At 45.9% G+C, this 25,184-nt stretch carries 25 protein-coding genes; all 25 read right to left on the bottom strand.

Translation table 11 applies throughout. The features are described 5' to 3' along the window. Positions 1 to 2: 2 nt before the first annotated feature. The 25 genes from AB4585_RS14975 to fdx all read right to left on the bottom strand — a co-directional run bounded on the left by AB4585_RS14975 (position 3) and on the right by fdx (position 25,183). Positions 3 to 599: a HupE/UreJ family protein gene (locus tag AB4585_RS14975; RefSeq protein WP_372170140.1), complete on the bottom strand. Its 597-nt coding sequence runs from the start codon at positions 597 to 599 to the stop codon at positions 3 to 5. Positions 600 to 834: 235 nt separating this feature from the next. Beyond that, positions 835 to 1,287, bottom strand: a complete 453-nt coding sequence (ureE, locus tag AB4585_RS14970) for an urease accessory protein UreE (RefSeq protein WP_004735122.1) — start codon at positions 1,285 to 1,287, stop codon at positions 835 to 837. Positions 1,288 to 1,364: 77 nt separating this feature from the next. Then, entirely contained in the window at positions 1,365 to 3,068 is a 1,704-nt protein-coding gene (ureC, locus tag AB4585_RS14965; protein WP_372050938.1) for an urease subunit alpha, read from the bottom strand. A 39-nt stretch (positions 3,069 to 3,107) separates the two neighbouring features. After that, positions 3,108 to 3,443, bottom strand: a complete 336-nt coding sequence (locus tag AB4585_RS14960) for an urease subunit beta (RefSeq protein ID WP_004735120.1) — start codon at positions 3,441 to 3,443, stop codon at positions 3,108 to 3,110. A gap of 11 nt (positions 3,444 to 3,454) precedes the next feature. Continuing rightward, a complete protein-coding gene (gene ureA, locus AB4585_RS14955) occupies positions 3,455 to 3,757 on the bottom strand; it encodes an urease subunit gamma (RefSeq protein WP_004735119.1) in 303 nt (100 codons plus the stop codon). A 133-nt stretch (positions 3,758 to 3,890) separates the two neighbouring features. Then, a complete protein-coding gene (locus AB4585_RS14950) occupies positions 3,891 to 4,838 on the bottom strand; it encodes an urease accessory protein UreD (RefSeq protein WP_136974073.1) in 948 nt (315 codons plus the stop codon). Beyond that, the gene (gene urtE, locus AB4585_RS14945) at positions 4,835 to 5,530 is read right to left on the bottom strand and encodes an urea ABC transporter ATP-binding subunit UrtE (RefSeq protein WP_017062505.1); all 696 of its coding nucleotides are present in this window, start codon (positions 5,528 to 5,530) and stop codon (positions 4,835 to 4,837) included. The genes AB4585_RS14950 and urtE overlap by 4 nt, the downstream gene beginning before the upstream one ends. Before the next feature lies 1 nt (position 5,531). Then, positions 5,532 to 6,374 carry an urea ABC transporter ATP-binding protein UrtD gene (gene urtD, locus AB4585_RS14940; RefSeq protein ID WP_105059085.1) on the bottom strand — a complete coding sequence of 281 codons (843 nt, stop codon included), beginning with the start codon at positions 6,372 to 6,374 and terminating at the stop codon, positions 5,532 to 5,534. Then, positions 6,371 to 7,543, bottom strand: a complete 1,173-nt coding sequence (gene urtC / locus AB4585_RS14935; RefSeq protein ID WP_136974072.1) for an urea ABC transporter permease subunit UrtC — start codon at positions 7,541 to 7,543, stop codon at positions 6,371 to 6,373. Before urtC ends, urtD begins: the two co-directional genes overlap by 4 nt. 10 nt (positions 7,544 to 7,553) lie before the next feature. Continuing rightward, positions 7,554 to 9,182 carry an urea ABC transporter permease subunit UrtB gene (urtB, locus tag AB4585_RS14930; protein WP_372170138.1) on the bottom strand — a complete coding sequence of 543 codons (1,629 nt, stop codon included), beginning with the start codon at positions 9,180 to 9,182 and terminating at the stop codon, positions 7,554 to 7,556. 160 nt (positions 9,183 to 9,342) lie between these two features. Continuing rightward, entirely contained in the window at positions 9,343 to 10,629 is a 1,287-nt protein-coding gene (gene urtA, locus AB4585_RS14925; RefSeq protein ID WP_076650847.1) for an urea ABC transporter substrate-binding protein, read from the bottom strand. 294 nt (positions 10,630 to 10,923) lie between these two features. Further along, positions 10,924 to 11,151, bottom strand: coding sequence for a zinc ribbon domain-containing protein (locus AB4585_RS14920; protein WP_102431877.1), 228 nt, complete (start codon positions 11,149 to 11,151; stop codon positions 10,924 to 10,926). A gap of 36 nt (positions 11,152 to 11,187) precedes the next feature. After that, positions 11,188 to 12,189, bottom strand: a complete 1,002-nt coding sequence (locus AB4585_RS14915; protein ID WP_102431876.1) for a sensor domain-containing diguanylate cyclase — start codon at positions 12,187 to 12,189, stop codon at positions 11,188 to 11,190. Positions 12,190 to 12,478: 289 nt separating this feature from the next. Beyond that, entirely contained in the window at positions 12,479 to 13,381 is a 903-nt protein-coding gene (locus tag AB4585_RS14910; RefSeq protein WP_372170134.1) for an alanyl-tRNA editing protein, read from the bottom strand. A gap of 131 nt (positions 13,382 to 13,512) precedes the next feature. After that, positions 13,513 to 14,994 (bottom strand): ribosome biogenesis GTPase Der, encoded by a 1,482-nt coding sequence (gene der / locus AB4585_RS14905; RefSeq protein WP_017629857.1) that lies wholly within the window; start codon positions 14,992 to 14,994, stop codon positions 13,513 to 13,515. A gap of 158 nt (positions 14,995 to 15,152) precedes the next feature. Next, on the bottom strand, positions 15,153 to 16,313 hold the full coding sequence (bamB, locus tag AB4585_RS14900; RefSeq protein ID WP_048613470.1) for an outer membrane protein assembly factor BamB: 1,161 nt from the start codon (positions 16,311 to 16,313) through the stop codon (positions 15,153 to 15,155). Between the two features lie 10 nt (positions 16,314 to 16,323). Then, positions 16,324 to 16,938: a YfgM family protein gene (locus tag AB4585_RS14895; RefSeq protein WP_372154811.1), complete on the bottom strand. Its 615-nt coding sequence runs from the start codon at positions 16,936 to 16,938 to the stop codon at positions 16,324 to 16,326. A gap of 79 nt (positions 16,939 to 17,017) precedes the next feature. After that, on the bottom strand, positions 17,018 to 18,286 hold the full coding sequence (gene hisS / locus AB4585_RS14890; protein ID WP_004735105.1) for a histidine--tRNA ligase: 1,269 nt from the start codon (positions 18,284 to 18,286) through the stop codon (positions 17,018 to 17,020). A 70-nt stretch (positions 18,287 to 18,356) separates the two neighbouring features. After that, entirely contained in the window at positions 18,357 to 19,478 is a 1,122-nt protein-coding gene (ispG, locus tag AB4585_RS14885) for a flavodoxin-dependent (E)-4-hydroxy-3-methylbut-2-enyl-diphosphate synthase (RefSeq protein WP_009848294.1), read from the bottom strand. Positions 19,479 to 19,485: 7 nt separating this feature from the next. Next, positions 19,486 to 20,442 (bottom strand): cytoskeleton protein RodZ, encoded by a 957-nt coding sequence (gene rodZ / locus AB4585_RS14880; RefSeq protein ID WP_372147193.1) that lies wholly within the window; start codon positions 20,440 to 20,442, stop codon positions 19,486 to 19,488. A gap of 440 nt (positions 20,443 to 20,882) precedes the next feature. After that, positions 20,883 to 22,025: a bifunctional tRNA (adenosine(37)-C2)-methyltransferase TrmG/ribosomal RNA large subunit methyltransferase RlmN gene (locus AB4585_RS14875; protein WP_019822113.1), complete on the bottom strand. Its 1,143-nt coding sequence runs from the start codon at positions 22,023 to 22,025 to the stop codon at positions 20,883 to 20,885. Positions 22,026 to 22,466: 441 nt separating this feature from the next. After that, the gene (gene ndk / locus AB4585_RS14870) at positions 22,467 to 22,901 is read right to left on the bottom strand and encodes a nucleoside-diphosphate kinase (protein WP_016797173.1); all 435 of its coding nucleotides are present in this window, start codon (positions 22,899 to 22,901) and stop codon (positions 22,467 to 22,469) included. 106 nt (positions 22,902 to 23,007) lie between these two features. After that, complete coding sequence (gene pepB / locus AB4585_RS14865) at positions 23,008 to 24,303, bottom strand: aminopeptidase PepB (RefSeq protein ID WP_372154813.1); 1,296 nt, start codon at positions 24,301 to 24,303, stop codon at positions 23,008 to 23,010. A 206-nt stretch (positions 24,304 to 24,509) separates the two neighbouring features. Continuing rightward, complete coding sequence (gene iscX / locus AB4585_RS14860) at positions 24,510 to 24,710, bottom strand: Fe-S cluster assembly protein IscX (RefSeq protein WP_004740335.1); 201 nt, start codon at positions 24,708 to 24,710, stop codon at positions 24,510 to 24,512. Positions 24,711 to 24,844: 134 nt separating this feature from the next. Next, positions 24,845 to 25,183 (bottom strand): ISC system 2Fe-2S type ferredoxin, encoded by a 339-nt coding sequence (fdx, locus tag AB4585_RS14855; protein WP_010440525.1) that lies wholly within the window; start codon positions 25,181 to 25,183, stop codon positions 24,845 to 24,847. Position 25,184: the final 1 nt, after the last annotated feature.

The raw sequence follows: 25,184 nt of genomic DNA, 5'->3' as shown, positions 1-25,184 counted from the left end.
GCCTACGCGCCTAACAGCAATAGTGCGCTTGCTGAAGCCACGCCGACTGACAACCATTTAGAGTAAACCGCGCGACCAACAAAAGTACCGATAACCATCAGAGCCAAAGCACTGATACTCATGCCTGTTGCGAACTGAGTCAGGTTGCTTGCGGCTTCAACGCCGTGTGCGTAACCATGGAAAAACAACATAGCAATCGAAGCAACTAATACGCTGTTTACACGCTTGGTTGATGGTGAGAATACATGCCATAAACATAAGCTGACAACGAATAGAGAAGCGATGATTGCAGGTTCAACAATCACAGAGAAACCTAAGGCTTGCCCTGCGATGAGTCCTACCACCAAAGACGCCAACCCACCGCTAATCAGAGCGGCTTTTGTCTTGGTGGAAAATGAAAGTGCGCCAATTAACAGACCGAAAGCGATCAACATGATCAGGTGATCCATACCTGTAACAGGGTGAGTTAAGCCAGACATAAATGAGTGAGACTCATGAACCGAGTGAGATCCATGACCTGGATGAGCCAATGCCAATGTCGATGTTGTTAGAGAAGCTATTGTGAAAGTACATAAGCCTGCAGCTGTTTTAAAGTTCATCGCGAGTTCCTTGCTTTATACCAATCGTAGTAAATAATTGCTCACCCTAGCTTGCTAAAATGCTCGATAACTGCGTTATAATTTTTGATTGTAGAATAACTACTTATCGAAAAATTATGCCTTGTTCTCAAGCCTTTTTTCTGCGCTATTGTTGATCACTTACTTACTGTGATTGGTATTATTGTTATTAATATCGTTGTTATATAAATCGTCTAGTGAGCCATCAATGACTCGATTAATGATGGTGATGATGTCCACCTGAGCGACCGCCATAAGCGCCTCCTTCTGGCTCAAATGGTTGCTTCTCGGTAGTCACCTTCGCACCTAAACCTTCAACCATTTCATCCAAAACATGGTCGTGTTGGTAACGAACCCAACCCGCTTCCACTTGCAGCGGAACATGACGGTTGCCAAGGTGATACGCCACTCGCGTTAAAAGGAGCAAGTCTTCACAGTAAACAGTCGAAACGGTTTCAGGTGCCGCTTTCACTTCTACGACTAAACCACATTCACTTGAGAGCTGTTCGCCACCACGCAAGATATGACCTCGTGGTAGAAACAGCCCTGCATTGCGCCCGTCATCTAGCATCACCTTAAGGCGGCTTTTGATGCGACTATCGATCGGCAGGCTCAAATAGCCGTCCGGTGCATTTTGTATTTGAGTATTCAGTTGAGTCAGTTCAATCATGCTATTACCTCAATCTCCTTGTGAGATTTATAACGTTCAAAATAGGGTCACTAAAATAAGATTCTTTAGTCAAAGGCTTAGAATAGAAAGTACCGCTGAGCCATTGGCAGCTCTTCAGCAGGCTCACACGTGAGTAGTTCACCATCGGCGCGCACTTGGTACGTCTGAGAGTCGACTTCAATCTTCGGCATCCAATCATTGAGCTTCATGTCGGCTTTGCTGATGTTTCGGCAGTTGCTCACAACACCAATCAAGCTCTGCAGACCCAATTGCTTGTCGATGTTCTGCGCCTTGGCTTCTTTAGAGACAAACAGCATTGATGTGTTCTGACACGCCTTGCCGTAGCTACCAAACATCGAGCGATAGTGAACTGGCTGAGGTGTTGGGATTGAAGCGTTTGGGTCACCCATCGGCGCCATGGCGATCATGCCGCCTTTCAAAATCACGCTTGGTTTCACGCCAAAGAAGGCTGGCTTCCATAGAACTAGGTCAGCTAATTTCCCGGCTTCGATCGAACCGATTTCATGAGACATACCATGAGTGATCGCAGGGTTGATGGTGTACTTAGCGACATAACGTCTTAAACGGAAGTTATCGCTGTAGTCTGAATCTTCTTTTAAGCTACCGCGCTGAACTTTCATCTTGTGCGCGGTTTGCCAAGTACGTGTTACTACCTCGCCTACTCGTCCCATAGCTTGAGAATCCGAGGCGATCATCGAGAACGCACCTAAATCATGAAGAATGTCTTCTGCGGCAATGGTTTCACGGCGGATACGAGATTCAGCAAACGCGACATCTTCTGCAATTGATGGTGAAAGGTGATGACACACCATCAACATGTCTAAATGCTCATCGACCGTATTGACCGTGTAAGGTCGTGTTGGGTTAGTCGAAGAAGGCAGAACGTTGGGTTCACCTGCCGCACGGATAATGTCGGGAGCATGGCCGCCACCCGCACCTTCGGTGTGATAGGTATGAATCACGCGGTCACCGATGGCGCCAAGTGTCGATTCAACAAAACCCGACTCATTCAGCGTATCGGTGTGAATTGCAACTTGTACGTCCATCTCATCGGCAACACTTAAGCAAGTATCAATTGACGCGGGTGTTGTTCCCCAGTCTTCGTGCAACTTCAAGCCAACAGCACCCGCTGCTACTTGCTCACGCAGTGCTTCAGGCTGGCTCGCATTGCCCTTTCCTAACAAACCAAAGTTCATTGGGAATTGATCGAGTGATTCCAACATACGATGCATGTTCCACGGACCCGGTGTACATGTGGTTGCGTTGGTGCCCGTATTTGGACCCGTGCCACCGCCGATCATGGTTGTGACACCCGACGCCAGTGCTTCTTCAATCTGTTGTGGGCAAATAAAGTGGATGTGTGAATCAATGCCACCAGCAGTCAGGATTGAACCTTCACCTGCTAAAATTTCCGTGCCCGGGCCAATCACAATATCAACGCCCGGCTGAACATCTGGGTTGCCCGCTTTACCCAATGCCTGAACTCGACCATCTTTGATGGCGACATCGGCTTTTACGATGCCCCAGTAGTCCAACACAATCGCATTAGTGATCACCAAATCCGGCGTTTCGGCACTTGGACGTTGGCTTTGCCCTTGTCCGTCACGGATAACTTTGCCGCCGCCGAATTTCACTTCGTCGCCGTATACGGTGTAATCTTTTTCAACTTCTAGCCATAAATCAGTGTCAGCAAGACGCACTCGGTCACCGACTGTAGGCCCAAACATTTCGGCATAAGCCTGTTTGGATATCGTCGCCATGTTCAATCCTTTGTTATTTTCATTATTCCGTGGGAGCGCTTAGAGCTTGCCCATCACCTTTCCTTGGAAGCCATAGATCTCTAACTTACCGGCGTAACGCACTAACTCGACGCTACGCGACTGACCCGGCTCAAAGCGGGTTGCGGTGCCCGCAGGAATATTGAGTCGAAAACCTTTAGTGGCTTCTCGGTCAAAGATCAGCGAAGGGTTTGCTTCATAGAAGTGGTAATGAGAGCCAATTTGGACAGGACGATCGCCAATGTTTTGTACCTTAACGGACGTTGTGTCTCGGCCTTCATTGAGAGTGATGTCACCCGGTGCGGTTTCTACTTTTCCGGGAACGAATCCTGAGTATTGTTTTGTGGAACCAGCCATATTACTTCTCCCTACACGATAGGTTCATGAACGGTCACCAGCTTGGTGCCATCAGGAAAAGTGGCTTCGACTTGTACATCAGGGATCATGGAAGGGATCCCCTCCATAACGTCATCGACAGTAAGAAGTGTGCGTCCAAAATCCATTAATTCTGAAACGGTTTTACCCTCGCGGGCACCTTCGAGAATGGCACTGCTGATCAGTGCGATAGATTCTGGGTAGTTGAGCTTTAAGCCTTTTTGTTTGCGCTGCTGTGCCAGCATTCCTGCGCAGAAGATAAGTAGCTTATCTTTTTCTCTTGGTGTTAATTCCATTTAGCCGCCCGCTGTTAGTGTTGTTTTCTTATTGCTCAAAAACGCATGAGCAGTAAGTGGGATTCAATCACAGCAAGCTTGAAAAAATGTACCTAGGGTCGGAAGTCACCCTAGGTACAAAAAGGGCTAATCGCTAAGTCGCCCAAATCCTTGGTAAATCAGGAGTCGTACCACATAAATGAGAGCGAGTTGCTTGCCAAATCTGACCAAAGGCTTGGAGGATATCTTCACTCCAATTACCCAAGGCTCGCACCACAATCAATCCTTCTATCTGAGTAGCACCCAATATTAATGTGGGTTCACTCGACGTTTTTGATGTAACTGATTGCTGTGAAGCTTGCTGTGTAATAGATATGAGCAAGCTCTGTACCAACTCTAGATCTTGCTTCTCATTTGAGGTGATATAAAAGGTTCCCATCATTGAATAATCAAGTAACCCCATATTTATCATTAACTTATCGCCACCATGAAAATTAAAGCCTTCAGTCAGAAGCCTTTGATTATCAAGATAGATTTCTGTTTTCCCAACGAGATGACCATGCTCGAATCCCTCATTCTGTGCAGGGCGTCCAAAACAGTGCATCTCCCAACCCCAAAACTGTGCACCCTTTTCTAGGCGAATTTCAGTATCTAAACGAACGTGTGCATTCGGGAAAAAGATGTTCTCTTGCGGCATCCATTCCAAGCGTGCATCTTTCTTCACTCGTAGGGTCTGCTTCTGCTTGGCGTACTTGTTGTTTGAGCGATAAAACTTGGTCGCACCGGGTGTGGTAATCAACGCGTGAGCACCGTGCTCAAGATTCACGTTAATATTGAGAGTGTCACCACCTACCACTCCGCCGGGGGGATGGAGTAAGTAGGTGTGACACGTTTCCCCATCAGGATACAGGGGGCGTTGCACCGCAAACGGACCAGACTGCTGACGATTCTTTAATACGGTTTTATCACCTCGATCGACAAAGGTGAGGTTTAAACTCGCTTGCCAACCATCACGAATATCTTGTTCGATGGTCTCATTCAAAGATAAAGCTTCTACTAAAGAAGCCTTGCTTACTTCATTCGGAGAAAAGAGAGAATTCATACGGTTAGGTACTCCTTTATCAAGGACTCATCGAGCCCTGTCATTTCACCTTCTGCCACTTGGCGTCCACGGTCGATAATGCAAAAACGGTCACCGACCTTTCTTGCAAACGGCAGCTTCTGTTCAACCAACAGAACCGTGAGCCCCATTTTCTCGTTGAGCATGCGAATGATGTCGCCAATCTCTTGCACAATATTGGGTTGAATACCCTCCGTCGGCTCATCCAAGATCAATAGCTTTGGATTAACCACCAGCGCACGCCCAATCGCTAGCTGTTGCTGCTGGCCACCCGATAAATCACCACCGCGACGATGTAGCATCTCTTTTAACACTGGGAAAATATCGAAGATGAATTCAGGGATCTTGCGGTCACCCTTTTTACGAATCGGTAAACCGACCTCTAGATTTTCTTGAACAGTGAGCATTGGGAAGATCTGGCGACCTTGCGGTACATAGCCGATCCCTTGGCGTGGACGGTCCTCGGCATCGGTTTTCAAAAGTGACTCACCCGATAAGGAGATGTCACCGCTTTCAACCTTCACCAACCCCATAATGCATTGCAGTAAGGTGGTTTTACCGACACCATTTCGCCCCATTAGCACCGTGCATTTACCTTCTGGGATCTGCATATCCAAATCCCACAGCGTGTGGCTCTCACCGTAATATTGATTAACTGATTTAACCTCTAGCATCCTATTCTCCGAGATAAACTTGTTTAACTTCAGGGTGAGCCTGCACTTGATCCATGGTGCCTTCAGCCAACACATGACCTTGATGAAGCACGGTGACATGGCTGGCGATAGAACGAACGAAATCCATATCGTGTTCAACGACCACAACCGAGTGCTTACCTGCCAGTGAGTTAAGTAACTCAGAGGTGCGATCCATTTCTTGGTGAGTCATACCTGCCACGGGTTCATCCACCAGCAACAGCTTAGGGTTTTGCATCAATAGCATGCCGATCTCTAACCACTGCTTTTGTCCGTGAGACAGGTTACCTGCCAAATTCGCCGCTTCGTCTTTTAAATGAATCAGCTCAAGTACCGAGGTCAATTTGTCTTTCTGTTCACCAGACATCACAGCGGTGAACGTCGCCCACACTGAGCGGTCACCGGCCATGGCTAATTCAAGGTTCTGCCACACAGTTAAACACTCAATCACGGTCGGTTTTTGGAATTTACGCCCAACGCCTGCATTGGCGATTTCGGCTTCGTTCATCTTCAATAAGTTGATGTTCGAACCCAACCACACCTCGCCGGTGTCTGGCTTAGTTTTACCTGTGATAATGTCCATCATGGTGGTTTTACCTGCGCCATTAGGACCTATGATACAGCGTAGCTCTCCCTCTTTGATGTAGAGGTTGAGGTCGTTTATCGCTTGGAAGCCATCGAAGTTCTTATTCACCCCTTCTACATACAGCAGCACGTTATGACGGGTATCGATGGCGGGATGAATATCGGGCTTGAGGTAATCGAAGACTTCATCTCGACGAGTGAACGCCTGAACCGATTCTTTCACGCTGTTGAATTTAGTCATGCGATCACCTCCTTAGCTTTATGCTGATCATCCTGCTCTTGTCCTGCGTCTTTTGAATTCGATGCTTTGCGTAGCTGTTGCCACCTTTCACTGACAAAACCAATCACACCCTGTGGGAAGTACATGGTCGAGAGAACGAATAGACCACCGAGAGCGAAAAGCCACACCTCAGGGAATTCAACCGTAAACCAGCTCTTGGCGTAGTTGATGATCAGAGCACCAACGATGGCACCAAACAGAGTGGCGCGACCGCCCAAGGCAACCCAAACCACAATCTCAATCGAGTTAAGCGGTGCAAACTCTCCAGGGTTGATGATGCCGACTTGAGGAACATATAAAGCACCCGCAATACCTGCGATAACCGCAGACAGTACAAATACCCATAGCTTGATGCCATCGACGTCGTAACCCATAAAGCGAGTGCGAGACTCGGTATCACGAATCGCCAGTGCCACACGCCCCAATCGACTGGTCACTACCATGCGACAGACGATGTAACTGAGAATGAGCGCAATACCAGTCGCGACAAACAGACCTATCTTGACCGCATCACTCTGCAAACTCAGACCGATGATGTCTTTGAAATCCGTCAGTCCGTTGTTGCCACCAAAGCCCATTTCGTTGCGGAAAAATGCCAGCATCAATGCGTAAGTTAATGCCTGAGTCATGATAGAAAGATACACCCCGGACACACGAGAGCGGAAAGCTAAATAACCGAACAAGTAAGCCAATGCGCCCGGCACTAGCACCACCATCAGGCAAGCAAACCAGAACTGGTCAAAGCCCTGCCAGAACCAAGGCAACGCAGACCAATCAAGGAACACCATGAAATCTGGTAAGACTGGATCACCATAAACCCCACGGTCACCAATCTGACGCATCAAGTACATGCCCATCGCATAACCACCAAGCGCAAAGAAAGCACCGTGGCCAAGGCTCAAGATTCCGAGATAGCCCCACACCAGATCGAGCGCCAACGCCAACATTGCGTAGCTCAGATATTTGCCCATCAGCGAGATAGTAAAAGTCTCTACATGGAGCGGGTGCCCACTTGGTAACATGGTGTTAGCCAGTGGGATAAGAATAACGGCCGCTAGAATGGCAAGGATGGTCAGTTGGCCACCTTTGTCACCACGCATTGCCGAAAGTACAAATGATTTTGACTGCATGATGTTGTCCTTAACCTTCAGCCGCACGACCACGTTGCGGGAAGAGTCCGCGTGGGCGTTTTTGAATAAATAGAATGATGAAAACCAGTACCAGAATCTTGGCGAGAACCGCACCAGCCCATGGTTCTAAAATTTTATTGAACAGACCAAGGCTTAAGCCTGCGACTAGCGTGCCCCATAGGTTGCCAACACCGCCGAATACCACCACCATGAATGAGTCGATGATGTACGCCTGTCCCATATTAGGGCCAACGTTGGTCAGTTGAGACAGTGCCACACCTGCAACACCCGCAACGCCAGAGCCTAAACCGAAGGTCATCGCATCAACTCGCTCTGAACGAATACCCATCGCACGAGCCATGCCACGGTTTTGAGAAACCGCACGAACCTGCAAACCTAGTGGTGTCTTTTTCAGAACCATTAATAAGCCCATAAACACCAAACCACAGAAGAGAATGATGTAAAGGCGGTTGTAGGTCAGGGACAACATTGGGTTTAATTGAAGTGCTCCAGACATCCATTCAGGCGTGCTCACTGAGCGGTTCAAAGGAGAGAAAATAGAACGAACAGCCTGCTGCAAGATTAAGCTAATACCAAAGGTCGCGAGTAAGGTTTCCAATGGGCGACCATAAAGATGACGAATCACACTTCGCTCAATCGCAATGCCCACTAAGCCAGAAACAATGAATGCCGCTGGAATGGAAAGTATCAGCGCTAGGCCAATATGATTCGGCATCAACAACTGCAATACGTAGGTGGTGTAAGCGCCAATCATGATCAGCTCGCCATGAGCCATGTTGATAACGCCCATCACACCAAAGGTAATCGCTAAGCCAATGCCTGCCAGTACCAATACCGAGCCTAAACTCAAACCGAAGAATACTGTTTCTACACCCGAATAGAGTGCTTGGCTTTGTTGATAGCTATCCATCGCACGTTCTGCTGCAGCGGTAATGCTTGGATCTTGCTCACTGTTCAGTAGTTGGTTCAGTGTTTTCAGAACGACCGAGTGTTTGAAGTCGCCAACTCGTTCAATTGAAGCCACACGATCTTCAATGGTGGCACTGTTATTAAGAGAAGTGGCAATCGCTAACGACAAATCCATTAGCTCAGCTACTTTGCCATCTGATTCATTGGCTCTGAGTTCAGTTAGTCGTTCGATAATGTCAGCGTCTTTGGTTCCTAACAAATCCAAAACCGCCTTATAACGCACATCAGGGTTACCGCTGTTCAGTCCAATCGAGGCTATTTCCCCGCGTAATATCCCGCGAAGTTTGTTATTCACACGAACCTTTTTAAACTGTCTCGCATTCTCGATATTAAGCGTTGAATCATCCCATACTGACTGAGCTGACGTCGCTGTTTTGATACTTTGAATGAGGTAGAGCTGTTTGTACTGATCGCTCTGTTTCTCATTGAAGTAGTAAAGGTTTCCGTTTAACCAGCCATCTAAAATAGCTTTCGACACATCTTCCGTTTGCGTCTCAATCACCCAATCGATAGCTAATTCTTTATCCGATGTTTTCTTACCAACTAGCGCCTTGGTAAAGCTAGCTTCATCCGTTATTCCAGCAAAAGCCAACTGAGCACTGACTGCCATGAGCAACAGCGCTTTAAATACGTTTAATACGTTTTTCATCCCTGCTTCCTTAACCAACCAAGTTAGATATTGTTATTTTTACTTGGAGGATGTGTGGATAGTGGTTGTTACCTGAAACGATGAGCCTTCCGTTCGCTTCGCCCGTTAAACAGACGCGTTCTTCCCAAACCGGAAGGCTCAATATTCCTGAATTGACGATCTAGTTACCGCCAGAACACTTCTTCGTTTCGACGTTAAACGCACCACATGAGAATGGCTTCGACCAGCTAGAGAACAGTTTTGCCGATTCAGGTAAGTAACTCGACCAAGCATCACCCGCCACTAGTCCAGTGGTTTCCCAAACGATATCGAATTGACCATCGTCTTGGATTTCACCGATCAGGACTGGTTTAGTAATGTGGTGGTTTGGCAGCATGGTAGAGTAGCCGCCAGAAAGGTTAGGTACAGACACGCCAATCAAGGCATCTTGCACAGATTCAGGATCGGTTGTGCCCGCATTAGTGACCGCTTGAGCCCACATATTGAAGCCAACATAGTGCGCTTCCATTGGGTCATTGGTGACACGCTTTTCACTCTTGATGAACGACTGCCACGTTTCAACGAACTCTTCATTAGCTTCAGTATCAACACTCATGAAGTAGTTCCATGCCGCTAGATGACCAACCAATGGTTCTGTGTCCATGCCTGACAGTTCTTCTTCACCAACAGAGAATGCAATAACTGGGATGTCTTCAGATGAAATGCCTTGAGCGCCTAGCTCTTTATAGAAAGGTACGTTCGCATCGCCGTTTACAGTAGAAACCACAGCGGTTTTCTTGCCAGCTTCACCGAACTTTTTGATGTCTGAAACGATAGATTGCCAATCAGAGTGACCAAATGGCGTGTAGTTGATCATGATGTCTTCTTCTGCGACACCTTTATCTTTTAGGTAGGCTTCTAAGATCTTATTGGTTGTACGTGGATAAACGTAATCGGTACCTGCAAGTACCCAGCGCTCGACTTCAAGCTCTTCCATCAAGTAATCCACTGCTGGGATCGCTTGTTGGTTTGGCGCGGCACCGGTGTAGAAAACGTTTTTAGAAGACTCTTCACCTTCATACTGTACTGGGTAGAAAAGGATGCTGTTGAGTTCTTCAAAGACAGGTAGCATGGATTTACGTGATACCGACGTCCAACCACCGAACACCACATCCACTTTCTCTTTTTCGATAAGCTCACGCGCTTTCTCAGCAAATAGCGGCCAGTTTGACGCAGGGTCAACCACGACAGGCTCTAGCTTCTTACCAAGCAAACCGCCCTTTTTGTTCTGCTCTTCGATGAGCATTAGCACGGTATCTTTTAGCGTTGTTTCACTGATCGCCATAGTACCAGACAGTGAATGTAGAACGCCGACCTTGATGGTCTCATCAGCCGCAAGCACGGTAGCAGAAGAAAATGAAAGTGTTGTACACAGTGCAGCTAGCGATAAATTGAACACCTTGTTCATGATAGTACTCCATAATTGTATTTTTGTTATTCAATTACAGAGTTACAAGAAGAGTGCCAAACTTATAAATCAACAAGTTTATTTATAAGCTATTGTATTAATAGAATTTAAAATTAACTCACACCAGTAGAGTGCATAGTAATCATGTAACTATGTTTCATACTGGTGCAGCGGCGATAAGAATGAACCAAGATGACACATTCCTGTTCTTCAGATACAAAAAAGACCCAACACTTTAGTATTGAGTCTCTGGTATAACATCACCGATAGTCGTTCAAACCATGCAGTTTAAGGCTATTCCGCTGGTTGGAATTCGAATTTTACTCTCGATTTAGACTTAAGCTCGTTGCAATCGCCATTGCAAAAATAGCTCGCGGCACCACAGGCTTGAAGCTTCTCAAGTTGGCAGCGGCATTCAGGGCAAAACCCAACTTTAGTAAAGTGAGCCTGACAAGTTTCACAATGATATTTACCATCCCAACCAAGCTCAGACTGACACTTAGGGCAGATATTTTCACTCATTAGCATTTCCTAATTCACTACTCTGTTTACAATCTACTACTGCTGGGATTTAGCTTGCTTGATTTGGTACATGTTCTTATCAGCTTGTGCAATCAACTGGTCTAATCCTTGAGGCTCTTTCTCACAAGAAAGCCCGACACTCACTGAAAACTGCACATCATTGATATAAAGCGCTTGTTGCAGTGCTTTTTCTAAGCTGTGATAGAAGCTAACAACGCTTTCTTGATCATCAAAACAAGAGAACACCACAAACTCATCACCACCATAACGTCCTATCTTGGCACAGGCTGTAGTTGCCTCATCAAGAACCTCAGCAACCGCCAACAACACATCGTCACCGAAACTGTGGCCATAGGTATCATTTATCGATTTGAACTTATCGACATCAACAAACAGACACGCCATCACCTTTTGTGCAAAACAGCGCTTAGTTAACACTTTTTCGGCTTCATTGAACAATGCCCGACGATTCAAACAGTGAGTTAGAGAATCACGATTGGCGAAAAAGTTAAGCTGATTCTCCAGCTCAAACTTCTCTAGTGCGACCGAATACAGAGACGCTAATAGCTCTAAGATCTCGAGCTCAAATTCATGTGGTTCAGAGATGTACTGACTATAAATAGCAAAGGTACCCAAAACATTACCGCGCGACGAGATAATGGGTACCGACCAACAGGCATGCAGATTGGCTTGGCTGGTTAAGGCTAAGAAAGGCGCCCAGTTTGGGTGTGCATTTATATTGGAGACCATCACTGCTTTCTTAAGCGCAGCTGCCTCACCACAGGAACCAATCCCGGCACCAATTCCCACCCCTTCTATCTGTTGATTGTAGAAATCAGGCAGGTTGGGGGCATATTCAAGATGTAGAGTCTTTGATTCGGAGTTGAGCAGTAAGATTGAAGCCATACGCTGACCAAAAAGCAGCTCAGTAAGCTGAATGATCTTATGGTTTAAGTCCTTGCGATCCATCCCAAGGGCAAGCTTCCGAAGCAAACTATTGACTGCTCGGTGGCCTTCTAATAAAAATTGTTGTTCCATTCGCTAAAGCTTTCAATTGTGTAATTGGGTACAGCTTGTTCTTATGCAAGCTTGTTATTGGTTAATAATAACACACTAAGTTAGTACCACACACAACCGAAGATCATAGGTTGATCTTTCGCTTTATCTATTTTGATCAGCGATCTACCCCAAAAAGAATATTTATATCACCACACACCGAAAGCATAAGTTACATGTGCTGCATTTCAATTTTAAACAGTCATTTATATTGAAAGTGACATTAAAAAACAAAACAAACAGCACAAGGCATTTCGATCTGTAGTCTAAATCATCGAATTACATGCGTCAGCATTTCAATATGCTGGTCATCTAGCTGGGTTAACTTAACGGATAATGCCTTAAGTTCTGAGGTGTTCTCAATGTGAGTACCACCACACGGAATCGACACCAAAGTGTCGGCATCCAACTGCCATTCCCAATAGCGAGAGTCTGTTAATGTCTCGCCTTCCAGTCGCATCGCAACTGGTGTCGGCTCTGCAAGCCAGCCCGCAATCATCTGGTTGATGTCAGCTTCAATGCCATCTAGGTTTGCTAGCATGTCTGCAACGTTCAAACCGCGCTTCTTCAGGGTTTTGCCTAATCGATACTTATCGGTACACAGCTCTGGAGTCACAAAGCTCGTCACTTGTGCGTAGCTATTGAAGTCGTAACTGCCAAGCGGATCTTTTCTGTCCGCATCTTTACGCCAGTAGCTTTCAGCCAATACTTTATTCAGGGCTAGAAAAGCGATGTGGCCAGCACTGTGACCACGGCTCAAACTGGCTTGATACTCTTTATCAACCGACAACACGACTTCGTCGCTAACCTTAATCATAGAAGCAGATGCGGGTAGCTGGTGGACAACCACAAACGCCCACCCTTCTGTATCACGCTTAACAGGGATATCTGCTGCGATATGAAGCTTGCCAGTAGATTGTTCTATTGCACCAACAAGACAGTCATCAACGGGATATTGCACGTCACCGACATTCACAAAGCCTTGGTCTGCAGGGTGATCTGGCCAAATATAACTCACAGGGTGGAAAGGTGTTACTTCGGTGATCAGGTAAGTTTTGCTGTCGTCACTTTCAACATGCAGCGCCTTTGCGTTGAGCTGCCAAGCCTGATGACAAAATTGAGTAATGGTTGCTGTGATTGCTGACGCAGGTGTAATCAAATCGCTAGTAGTCATATCGTTCTTCTTTTGGAATCTAGTCTGATTCGTTAAGCCATGATGATAAAAACGTATTGTTATGGCTTAACGTGAATTTTGCTTAAAAAAATACCCGAGACAGGCTCGGGTATCAAATCTATTGGAAAGGTTTACTTACGACCTTTAACCATGCTCATCATACGCTTACGTTTACGTTCTTGAGAAATGGTCAGCTTGTTTGTCTTAGCTTCAAATGGGTTCTCGCTGTTCTGGAACTGAATGCGAATAGGTGTCCCCATAATTTCTAGTGAACGACGGTAGTAGTTCATCAAGAATCGTTTGTATGAATCTGGCAAATTACGAACTTGGTTACCGTGGATAACGATAATCGGTGGGTTGTAGCCACCAGCGTGCGCGTATTTCAGTTTCACACGACGGCCACGAACCATAGGCGGTTGGTGATCATCAGTCGCCATCTTCATGATACGAGTTAGCACAGAAGTACCAACACGAGTCGTCGCTGACTTGTAAGCTTCTTGTACAGACTCAAACAAGTGACCAACACCAGTACCGTGAAGTGCAGAGATAAAGTGAATACGTGCGAAATCAACGAAACCTAAGCGACGGTCTAGCTCTTTCTTAACGCGTTCTTTCACGTCGTTATCTAGGCCATCCCACTTGTTTACAGCAATAACAATTGAACGACCCGCGTTCAACGCAAAGCCTAACAAGCTTAGATCTTGATCAGAGATGTTTTCGCGAGCATCGATAAGCAGCAATACAACGTTGGCATCTTCAATCGCTTTCAGTGTTTTAACTACTGAGAACTTCTCTACCGTTTCGTTGATGTTTTTACGACGACGAACACCCGCAGTATCGATTAGAACGTATTCACGCTCATCACGTTGCATTGGGATATAGATAGAGTCACGAGTTGTGCCTGGCATATCGTAAACAACCACACGTTCTTCACCAAGAATACGGTTAGTTAGTGTTGATTTACCTACGTTAGGACGGCCAATGATCGCTAGCTTGATTGGTTGATCTTGAAGACGCTTGAATTCTTCTTCAGCTTCTTCTTCTGTAAATTCAACCTGCTCTTCTTCTTCGTCTTCAAACTCAGTTAGATCGCTTACTTCGCCATTTTCCGCTTTTAGCGCTTCTGCGAATGGGTTAAGAGCAAGGTCAATCAGTGCAGTAACGCCACGACCGTGCGCCGCAGCGATTTGGTACATGTCTTCTACACCTAGTTGCCAGAAGTCAGCACTTGCAGCATCAGGGTCGATACCATCAACCTTGTTTACTACTAGCATTGAAGGCTTTTCTAGTTGACGTAGGTGCTTAGCAATCGCTACATCAGATGGTGTTAGACCAGCACGGCCATCTACCATAAATAGAACAACATCAGCTTCATCAATCGCTGCTAGCGACTGTTCAGCCATTTTAGTTTCAACACCTTCTTCGGTACCGTCGATACCGCCAGTGTCAATAACAATAAAGTCATGCTCGCTAAAATGAGCATGGCCGTATTTACGGTCACGCGTTAAGCCAGGGAAATCCGCAACCAATGCATCACGAGTTCGAGTCAATCGGTTAAATAACGTAGATTTACCTACGTTCGGACGCCCTACTAGAGCAACAACAGGTACCATAACAACCTCTACAATTTCTTCTCTAAATGTAGTTATAGGTAAGCACTTGTTCGCAAGTTTAAACTCTTACCTATAACCACACGGTTTATTAATTTTTAACAACAAAACGGCTCCTGGCTGTTACCAACCAGGAGCCGACTGTGAATTATATCACGCTTTTATTGGCTAATCGTTAGTTTCTTTACATCGCCATTGCGAGTCGTCACTAAGTAGCCTTCAGGCAGTTCAATTGGTGCAACCGCAAAGCCGCTATCATCGACAAGCTGTTGAGCAACAAACTCACCCGATGAACGATCTAACCAGTGCAGGTAACCTTCTGTGTCACCCACGACTACATAACCATTAATAATAGCAGGTGCTGTCAGTAAGCGGTTTTCTAACAATGGAGTGCTCCACAGTTCAGTACCACTACGAGCATCAACCGCAACCACATGGTCTTTGTCGGTAACAACGAACAAACGGCTGCCATCACTTGCTAAATCAATCGCTGACGAGTAGTTACGCTTCCAAATTGGCTTACCAGAACGAAGGTCAATTGCAATCAGCTGACCATTGATACCTACGGTATACAGGGTGCCACCGAGAACAATTGGAGATGCATCAACATCAACCAAGCGATCGATTTCCGTTGCGCCTTTTGGCGTACCTACTGGCTGTTGCCAAATAAGCTGACCACGGTCAACGATAGCCGCAGCTAGACGACCATTTGCTGTACCCCAGAATACACCACCAGAAACCGCAACCGGTGAGCTATCGCCACGGAGTGTTAGGCTTGGCACTTCAGTACTGATGGTCCACTTTTGTTCGCCACTTGCTTGATCTAGCGCGATCAACATACCGCGACTGGTATGAACAATGACCATGTTGCTATCAGTTGCTGGGGATGCAAGCACCTCGCCATTCACTGATACACGCCACAGCTCTTCACCGGTCGATTCTTCCAGTGCGATCACTTCGCCATTTTCAGAACCAACAAATACTTTACCGTAAGCCGCCGTTAAGCCACCCGATAAACGAGCCAGTACGTCTTTCTCAAGATCGACTTTCCACAGCTCTTTACCTGTATCAGGATCAAGCGCTTTAACCATACCTTCACGGCTTGCAACAAACACTTTGTCGTAAGCCAATTCTGGCGTTAGTTTTGAAAAGTAGTGACCAACACCATCACCAACCGACGTAGACCATTCCTGACTAGGAGTGAACTCGCTGTTTACCGTTGGTACTGGAGCCATGATTACGGTGTCTTCTTCACCCGCACAGCCAGCTAGTAGGCCAAGAGCAATCGCACACAACGCCGCTTTTGGAAACATCTTCTTCATTCAAAGCGCCTTATTTAGCTAGGTCGTCAAGTTTGATTTGAAGCGTTTGGCTAGCATCAACAGCTTGCTGTGCTTCTGTGTAAGCACTGTATGCTGCGTCAGTGTCGCCTTTACGAAGTGAGATATCACCACGCAGTTCAGCAACACGGCCTTTCCAAGATTCATCAGTCATAGCAGCAAGATCAGTCAATGCTGCGTCAAATTCACCTTGCTCAGCTTTAATGCGTGCAACACGGTAAGTAAGTAGTGGCGCAAGTGCCGCATCCTTAGTTGCCGATTTTGCCCACTCTAGCTGTTCAAGTGCTGCTGCTAGCTCACCCGCTTGCACTTGTACTTTTGCTAATTGCATAGCTGCAAGTATTGAGTACTCAGCGTCTTTGTTTGCGTCGATGAAAGCTTGAATATCAGATTGAGCATCAACGCCCTTAGTATCAAGAGCTGAAATTACAGAGGTGTAGCTTTCTGAAGCTGCTTCACGCGCTTCAACGACTGAATCTTGGTAATAGCGCCAGCCAAATAGACCACCTAAACCAATAACCGCACCAAAGATTACGGCTTTACCGTTCTCTTTCCACCAATCTTTAATGGCTTCAACTTGTTGCTCTTCGCTATCGTAAAGTTCCACTTCCTGTCCTCTTTAATTCTTTAAACGCCAGCATAGTGCTGACGTTAGTATTCATTATGAGCGTTTGCTCAATGGCTAATTAGATTAGCGCAGCAACTTTCTCTGCAACTTCCGTTTGAGACACGGTTTCTTGCTCGCCGCCAACCAGATCTTTTAGCACAACTGTATTGTCAGCAACTTCGTTCTCACCAAGTACCAGCGCCACAACAGCACCTACTTTGTCAGCACGTTTGAATTGCTTCTTGAAGTTACCACCACCGAAGTGGTTCATTACACGCACGCCTTCAACGGTGTCGCGTAATTGATTCGCTAACTGCATGCCCGCGATCATAGTACCTTCGCCAGCAGCAACTACGTATACATCAACGCTACGACGAACTTCTGTTAGCTCTAGCGTTTCCATCATCAGAACCAGACGCTCTAGACCCATTGCGAAGCCAACTGCATTGGTTGCTTTGCCGCCTAGTTGCTCAACAAGACCATCGTAACGACCGCCGCCACATACTGTACCTTGAGCACCAAGGCTGTCTGTGATCCACTCAAATACAGTGCGGTTGTAGTAATCTAGGCCACGTACTAGACGCTCATTAACTTGGTATTCGATACCAACAGCGTCAAGAAGTTCACACAAACCAGCAAAATGTTGCTTCGATTCTTCACCTAGATATTCAGATAGTCGAGGTGCGTCACCTAAGATAGCTTGAACATCAGGGTTCTTAGTATCAAGTACACGTAGAGGGTTAGTGTGCATGCGACGTTTGCAGTCTTCGTCAAGCACATCAATGTGTTGCTCAAGGAAAGCCACTAACGCAGTGCGGTAGCTAACGCGATCTTCTTGAGAACCGATTGAGTTCAGCTCTAGGCGAACGTGCTTGTCGATGCCTAGCTCACGCCATAGACGTGCTGTCATCATGATAAGTTCTGCGTCAACGTCTGGACCGTCTAGGCCAAACACTTCAACACCACATTGGTGGAATTGACGGTAACGACCTTTTTGAGGACGCTCGTGACGGAACATAGGGCCCATGTACCATAGGCGCTGTTCATCACGGTTGATAAGGCTGTTTTGAATACATGAACGAACACAACCTGCTGTGCCTTCTGGACGCAGCGTTAGGCTATCGCCATTGCGGTCGTCAAAGGTGTACATCTCTTTAGAAACAACGTCTGTCTCTTCACCAACTGCACGGCTAAATAGGTTTGTTTCTTCAACGATAGGCATACGTACTTCGTTGTAACCGTATGCGCTCACCACGCTTTTAACTGCGCTTTCTACTTTCTGCCACAGTGGTGATTGAGTTGGAAGGCAGTCGTTCATGCCTCGAATTGCTTGGATATTTTTAGCCACAGTATTTATTCCGTAATTTCTCACGACCAGGTGTTAGTGCGAATAGACAATCACACCCCATCGCGTTGTATTAATCTTCTAAGTTTTCTACATCAATGCGATTTGCTTTATCAAGCACTGACGCTTTTGCACGAATCTTAGCTTCAAGTTTGTCGACAAGGTCATCGTTGTCGAAGCGCTCTTTCTGACGCTTACCGTCTTCGTAGAAGGCACTCTTACGAGCACTACCGGCTAAACCTAAGTGAGACACTTCTGCTTCACCAGGGCCGTTAACCACACAACCGATGATTGACACATCCATTGGAGTAATCACGTCTTCTAAGCGTTCTTCAAGGGCATTAACGGTGTTAATAACATCGAACTCTTGACGAGAACAGCTCGGGCACGCAATGAAGTTGATGCCACGCGAACGAATGCGCAAAGATTTAAGAATATCAAAGCCAACTTTGATCTCTTCAACCGGATCAGCCGCTAGCGAGATACGCAGCGTATCGCCGATACCTTCAGAAAGAAGCATACCTAAACCTACCGCTGACTTCACAGAGCCAGCACGCGCACCACCCGCTTCGGTAATGCCAAGGTGAAGAGGTTGATCAATCTGCTTAGCCAGCAAACGGTAAGAACCGACTGCTAGGAATACATCAGACGCCTTAACGCTGACTTTGAATTGATCAAAGTTCAGACGGTCTAGGATATCTACGTGACGCATTGCTGATTCAACAAGCGCTTCTGCTGTAGGTTCTGTGTATTTCTCTTGGATCTCTTTCTCAAGAGAACCGCCGTTAACACCAATACGAATCGGAATATTCATATCACGTGCACAATCAACAACTGAGCGGATACGGCTTTCGTTACCGATGTTGCCTGGGTTAATACGCAGACAGTCAACGCCGTATTCGGCCACTTTTAGGGCGATACGGTAGTCGAAGTGAATATCAGCAACCAAAGGAACAGAGACCTGCTGCTTGATTAGCTTAAAGGCTTCAGCGGCATCCATAGTCGGTACAGATACGCGAACGATATCAGCGCCAACTTTTTCCAGAGCTCTAATTTGAGCAACGGTCGCGGCTACATCTGTTGTTCTTGTGTTGGTCATGGATTGCACAGCAATTGGTGCGCCATCACCGATCGGCACATCACCCACATAAATACGGGTTGATTTGCGACGAATAATAGGAGATTCGTGTTGCATATTAACTCTAAGGTAAGGTTATTCTAGCTACTTTGCCTGAAGTATACCCAGAAAGGTCGACAGGTTCACTTGCAAATGTCATTGATACGCCTTCTGGCGCACCTAGAATCACTTTATATGGCGCAGTTCCTGAAAGATTTAACGACTGACCTGCTTTTTTGATGCCAGTCGACAAGGTTTTACCCGTTGCATCTTTTACTTGGATCCAGCAATCAGCAGAGAACTGCATGACTAGCTCGTTAGCCACAGCTTCAGGAGCAGTGCTTGCTTCAACCGCTTCTGCATTCGCAGCAACTTCAGCAGTTGGCTCTGTCTCTGTTGCTTGTTGTGCAGGAGTTTCGTCAGCTGGAGTAACAGCATCTGAAGTATCTTCCGCATCGCTTATCGCAGCAAGGCCTTCAGTATCTTCAACAACAGAAGCACCCGCTTCATTTTGTTCAGCTTCAATCACTTCTAAAGATGTGAATTCAGGGGCAAGTGATTCTTCTACCGCGAGCTCTTCTGAGCTTTCGGTATTCGCTAAAGATTGAGATAGGGTGTCTTGTTGTTGGTTCTGCCACCACCAAAGTGAGGAGATACCCGCAATGACCGCAAAAATACTCCAAGTCAGGATCATAATACGGCTGTTGTGCTTCTCGGTTTTGGTCTTACGAGAAAAGCTCAACATTTCTTGCTCTTGATGCTGAGCATCACCGGCATGATGCAGCGCACTCAATACGACTTTTTCGTCAAGATTGACGTATTTCGCGTATGAACGAATATAGCCACGCATAAACGTCGCCACTTGATCTGACTCGAATTGGTTTTCTTCAATTTGTTGGATCAGCGTAACGCGAAGTTTCAAGCGATCAGAAATCTGCTTTTGCGTTAAACCAAGAGATTCTCGTTTGTTCTTAAGCAGCGTTCCCGCTTCCAAAGCTGGAGCTACGGTTTCTTGCGTTTGTGTATCTTGTTCTGTGTTCATAGAGAGTGAACTTCTAAAGTATTATCGCAGGTTGAGGAGAGCGTTTTCTTATTGTCGTTTAAGCTCAATCTAACAACCCACGTTATGTGGAATTTTTCCTGCTATCTAAATCATCAACCCTTAAAGGCGAACATCATTCATTTGTTATGGATGACCTTCTCAAGAAGCTAGTTTATCAAGTAGCCAACCTAAATAGACATATTGATGATCAGTAGCAAGCGAGCACTTAAATTAATTTAAGATTAGTTAATCATAAGCTAATGCCATTACAAGGCAAAAACACTTTAAACAAAATTTACCGTCAGCTCATGGTTTTGTCCAAAATTTGACGAAAAATGTAAGAAAGCGTGGGCAAGAAGTCCAAAAAATCAAAAACTGTACCCCAGAAAAGCAACAAGCCAGAAGTAGGACTTCTGGCTTGTTTAGGTTCTAATCGCGTTTTATACCGCTTTTACTTCAATCACACCACCGGCAATCAAGTTCGCTTCAGAGGCTGCTTTGATCATTTTGGTACGTTTGGTTCTATCAATCACATCACCGACTAACTGACCACACGCGGCATCAATATCATCACCACGAGTCTTACGAACGGTTACTGTGTAGTTGTATTCCATCAGCGTTTTTTGGAAGCGATCAATACGAGAGTTGCTTGGCTTCTTATAAGGCGAACCCGGGTAAGGGTTGAATGGAATCAAGTTGATCTTACAAGGCGTCTCTTTCATTAGCTCTGCAAGTTCACGTGCGTGGTCCATATCATCATTCACATGATCCAATAGCACGTACTCAACCGTTACTTTACCGCGGTTAGCGTTTGAAGATGCAATGTAACGACGAACAGATGCTAGGAAGTCTTGGATATCCCAACGGTCGTTGATCGGCATGATTTGGCTACGTAGTGCATCGTTTGGCGCATGTAGAGAAATAGCCAATGCGACATCGATGTTGTCTGTCATTTGGTCAAGGCCAGAAACAACACCAGAAGTTGATACGGTTACACGACGCTTAGACAGTGCGAAACCTAGATCATCAAGCATGATTTCTAATGATGGCATTAGGTTCTTCATGTTCAATAGAGGCTCACCCATACCCATCATTACAACGTTAGTAATTGGACGACGACCGGTTTCTTTTTCTAGGCCGATTTCGCGAGATGCGCGCCAGATTTGGCCAACAATCTCTGAAACTTTTAGGTTACGGTTGAAGCCTTGTTGAGCTGTAGAACAGAACTTACATTCAAGTGCACAACCAACCTGTGAAGATACACATAGCGTCGCACGGTCACCATCTGGGATGTATACCGTTTCAACGTCTTGGTCGCCAACGCTCATCGCCCATTTAATTGTGCCATCTGAAGAGTGTTGAGCTTCAGAAACAACAGGTGCAACAATCTCACAGCGACGTTGAAGTTTCTCACGTAACTTTTTGTTGATGTTATTCATTTGTTCGAAGTCATCGACACCGAAGTGATAAATCCACTTCATCACTTGCTCTGCTCGAAACGCTTTCTCATTCAGTTCTTCTGTGAAAAATTTACGAAGACCTTTACGATCAAAATCGAGTAGATTGACTTTAGCTGTGGTCATGATGCCTCTCAATGACGGAACAATAATTAAGGGCGCGAATTGTACAGGCTTTACGCAACTTCAACAAGCATTGTAAAACCCTGTGTTTATTAAGACATTCAAACTTAAGCGATTAAAATTTGAACGATTGTATTTATCGGCCTGAGATTACCCAATTTAAACAAAGATTCCCGATTACACTCCTTCGTCGCTTTCGGGAATGACGTAAATAATCACCAATTGCTCGATAATATTTACCACGAGATGGTTGCTCCAAAGTTCCCCGTCATTCCAGAACTGAGGAACGAAGTATCTGGAATCTCCAATAACAAAAACAGATTCCCGATTACGCTCCTTCGTCGCTTTCGAGAATGACGACTAAATTGATTATCGAGAGCGTAAAATCCACTTACAAAAAAGGCCTCACCGAGGTGAAGCCTTTAGAATAATTTGCAGTGCCGATTATTGAGCTGGGCGTGGGCAAATTTCAGATTCTGGGAAGAAGAATTCGATTTCGCGAGCTGCAGACTCAGGGCTGTCGCTGCCGTGAACTGAGTTGTAACGCATGCTGATTGCGTAGTCAGCACGGATAGTACCGCATGCCGCTTCTTCTGGGTTTGTTTTCCCCATAAGCTCACGGTAACGAGCGATAGCGTTTTCGCCTTCAAGCACTTGAACCATGATAGGACCAGAAGTCATAAACTCTTTAAGAGCTGGGAAGAACTCTTTACCTTCATGTTCAGCGTAGAAGCCACTCGCTTGCTCTTCAGTAAGACGAACCATTTTAGCAGCAATAATTTCTAGGCCTGCTTTTTCGATACGGTGGTAGATTTCACCAACAAGGTTACGCTTAACTGCATCCGGCTTAACAATTGAGAACGTTCTTTCTAGAGCCATAGGGATTCCTTCACTTCATTTTTTTGTTATTAAATACTGAAATTACTGAGATCTTTCGATCTGAGCTTTATGAATGAGCGGCACAAAATACCGCTCACCCTTATTATTATTTTGCTTGGTCGATAAGAAGACGAGCCAGTGTGCGAACGCCCATACCCGTTGCGCCTGCCGCCCACTTGTCACTTGCTGACTTACGGTAAGTACCCGCGCAATCCATATGAATCCAACCTTTTTTGTAATCATCTACAAAGTAAGAAAGGAATGCCGATGCTGTACTTGCACCCGGTGTGTAATCGCCTGTGCTGATGTTTGAAAGATCAGCAAAGTTTGAAGGCAACATACCACGGTGGAAATCAGCAAGAGGCAGTGGCCATAAGCCTTCTTTCTCTTGGTTTGCCGCTGTTAGCGCTTGGTGAGACAACTCATCATCGAAGCTTAATAGTGCGTGGTAGTCGTTACCTAATGCGTTTTTAGCCGCGCCTGTTAGCGTTGCACAGTCGATGATCAGCTCAGGGCTTTGTGCACTTGCGTACATCAGGCCATCAGCTAGCACTAAGCGACCTTCCGCATCAGTGTTCATGATCTCAACTGTTTTACCGTTTTTGTAGGTAATGATATCGCCAAGCTTCAATGCGCGACCAGAGATCATGTTCTCTGCGCAACATAGAATAAGCTTGATGCGCTTGTTAAGACCGCGTTCAATCGCAAGACCTAAACCACCAGTAATCGTTGCTGCGCCACCCATGTCAGCTTTCATCGCTGTCATGAATTGGCCTGGCTTGATACTGTAACCGCCCGAATCGAACGTAATACCTTTACCGACTAAACAGGCAAATACAGGTGCGTTTTCATCGCCTGTTGGGTTGAAGTCCAGTTGCAGCATTGCTGATGTACGCTCAGAGCCACGACCTACCGCGTAGATGCCTTCCCAACCTTCGGTTAGTAGATCCTTGTCTTTAACAATCTTCGCTTTAACAGTGCCCGCTGGTGCCACTGACTTGATGTATTCTGCAGCCATTGTCGCAAGTTGACGAGGTGCCACTTCTTCAGCGGTTTTATTGATAATGTCACGCGTCCAGTCAGTTGCGCGAATACGAGCTTCAAGCTCAGTTTGATCGGCTTCTGAAAGTGCATCCCATTCCAATGCATTCTTTTTCTTTGGTCCACGGTAGCCTTGGTAGAAAGCCCAAACGCTTTCTAGATCCCAACCTTCACCACGAAGTGAAACGAATGCGATACCTTGTCCGTCAAGCGTACGACCCGCACGTTGAACTGCGCCTAGATCGTGGCCTTCACCAATGTGAATTGTCGCTCCCGCTTCTGAGAACGATAAAATAGCTCTTGCTCCCCACTGAGGCTGGGCAGCTTCTTGACTTAAAAATACTGACATCTGTGTAGACATGATTTCTCCTTGTCATGAACCACTTCGAGAGTGTGATTCTGATTATTTTTTATTAGCTCACTGATGTTAGCATTATGTATGAGGAAAATGTCATTTTGATAAAAAAACGGACCATAAGGTCCGCTTTTTTTAGTAAGAATTGTTAACTTGGCTGCGTTTTATATTGGACTGATACCAACCCGCGACCAAATCATTAGACAAGAGGATTAATCCATCTCATCCATCCAGCACAAAATAATAGCCTCTAAGATTTTCTCATTCGAGTGGTTAGGCTCGTCGTCGAACTCTTCAAGGTCTAGCACCCATTGATGCAGATCGGTAAAACGTACCGTTTTAGGATCAGTATCAGGGTACAAATCACATAGCTCAATTGCGATATCTCGCGAATCAATCCACTTCAAGCTCATAACACTTCCTTATATTTATCAGCGACGCTCTGTCACCTTTATGATCTATATTCTAGGCCAGTTTTCTTAGTATGTTTGTCTAAGCAATAACTCTCTCAGTCATCGCTGTATTAGCCATGACTGAGAACAGGTTCTTAATGGTCTTCAGAAGCCAGGTTCAACGTGTACTTTGGAATCTCTACAACAAGATCCGTATCAGCCACTTTAGCTTGGCAACCCAAGCGAGATTCCATCTCTAAGCCCCATGCTTTATCTAGCATGTCGTCTTCTAGATCATCACTCTCTTCTAAAGAATCAAAACCTTCACGAATCACAACGTGACATGTTGTACATGCGCACGATTTCTCACATGCGTGTTCAATACCAATACCGGCCTTCAGTGCAACATCAAGAACCGTCTCACCAGTTTTTGCTTCTAAAACAGCGCCTTCTGGACATAGATCTTCGTGAGGTAAAACAATAATCTTTGGCATG

Origin of the sequence: Vibrio sp. 10N.222.49.C9 (genome assembly GCF_041474985.1) — a bacterium.
Taxonomy (GTDB): Bacteria; Pseudomonadota; Gammaproteobacteria; order Enterobacterales; family Vibrionaceae; genus Vibrio; species Vibrio crassostreae_C.
This window is presented reverse-complemented; position numbering and strand designations above follow the sequence as displayed.

Excerpts from the sequence above, each read along its gene's own strand:
- AB4585_RS14975 (WP_372170140.1), bottom strand. The coding sequence starts at position 599 with ATGAACTTTAAAACAGCTGCAGGCTTATGTACTTTCACAATAGCTTCT.
- ureE (WP_004735122.1), bottom strand. The coding sequence starts at position 1,287 with ATGATTGAACTGACTCAACTGAATACTCAAATACAAAATGCACCGGAC.
- ureC (WP_372050938.1), bottom strand. The coding sequence starts at position 3,068 with ATGGCGACGATATCCAAACAGGCTTATGCCGAAATGTTTGGGCCTACA.
- AB4585_RS14960 (WP_004735120.1), bottom strand. The coding sequence starts at position 3,443 with ATGGCTGGTTCCACAAAACAATACTCAGGATTCGTTCCCGGAAAAGTA.
- ureA (WP_004735119.1), bottom strand. The coding sequence starts at position 3,757 with ATGGAATTAACACCAAGAGAAAAAGATAAGCTACTTATCTTCTGCGCA.
- AB4585_RS14950 (WP_136974073.1), bottom strand. The coding sequence starts at position 4,838 with ATGAATTCTCTCTTTTCTCCGAATGAAGTAAGCAAGGCTTCTTTAGTA.
- urtE (WP_017062505.1), bottom strand. The coding sequence starts at position 5,530 with ATGCTAGAGGTTAAATCAGTTAATCAATATTACGGTGAGAGCCACACG.
- urtD (WP_105059085.1), bottom strand. The coding sequence starts at position 6,374 with ATGACTAAATTCAACAGCGTGAAAGAATCGGTTCAGGCGTTCACTCGT.
- urtC (WP_136974072.1), bottom strand. The coding sequence starts at position 7,543 with ATGCAGTCAAAATCATTTGTACTTTCGGCAATGCGTGGTGACAAAGGT.
- urtB (WP_372170138.1), bottom strand. The coding sequence starts at position 9,182 with ATGAAAAACGTATTAAACGTATTTAAAGCGCTGTTGCTCATGGCAGTC.
- urtA (WP_076650847.1), bottom strand. The coding sequence starts at position 10,629 with ATGAACAAGGTGTTCAATTTATCGCTAGCTGCACTGTGTACAACACTT.
- AB4585_RS14920 (WP_102431877.1), bottom strand. The coding sequence starts at position 11,151 with ATGAGTGAAAATATCTGCCCTAAGTGTCAGTCTGAGCTTGGTTGGGAT.
- AB4585_RS14915 (WP_102431876.1), bottom strand. The coding sequence starts at position 12,189 with ATGGAACAACAATTTTTATTAGAAGGCCACCGAGCAGTCAATAGTTTG.
- AB4585_RS14910 (WP_372170134.1), bottom strand. The coding sequence starts at position 13,381 with ATGACTACTAGCGATTTGATTACACCTGCGTCAGCAATCACAGCAACC.
- der (WP_017629857.1), bottom strand. The coding sequence starts at position 14,994 with ATGGTACCTGTTGTTGCTCTAGTAGGGCGTCCGAACGTAGGTAAATCT.
- bamB (WP_048613470.1), bottom strand. The coding sequence starts at position 16,313 with ATGAAGAAGATGTTTCCAAAAGCGGCGTTGTGTGCGATTGCTCTTGGC.
- ispG (WP_009848294.1), bottom strand. The coding sequence starts at position 19,478 with ATGCAACACGAATCTCCTATTATTCGTCGCAAATCAACCCGTATTTAT.
- rodZ (WP_372147193.1), bottom strand. The coding sequence starts at position 20,442 with ATGAACACAGAACAAGATACACAAACGCAAGAAACCGTAGCTCCAGCT.
- AB4585_RS14875 (WP_019822113.1), bottom strand. The coding sequence starts at position 22,025 with ATGACCACAGCTAAAGTCAATCTACTCGATTTTGATCGTAAAGGTCTT.
- ndk (WP_016797173.1), bottom strand. The coding sequence starts at position 22,901 with ATGGCTCTAGAAAGAACGTTCTCAATTGTTAAGCCGGATGCAGTTAAG.
- pepB (WP_372154813.1), bottom strand. The coding sequence starts at position 24,303 with ATGTCTACACAGATGTCAGTATTTTTAAGTCAAGAAGCTGCCCAGCCT.
- iscX (WP_004740335.1), bottom strand. The coding sequence starts at position 24,710 with ATGAGCTTGAAGTGGATTGATTCGCGAGATATCGCAATTGAGCTATGT.
- fdx (WP_010440525.1), bottom strand. The coding sequence starts at position 25,183 with ATGCCAAAGATTATTGTTTTACCTCACGAAGATCTATGTCCAGAAGGC.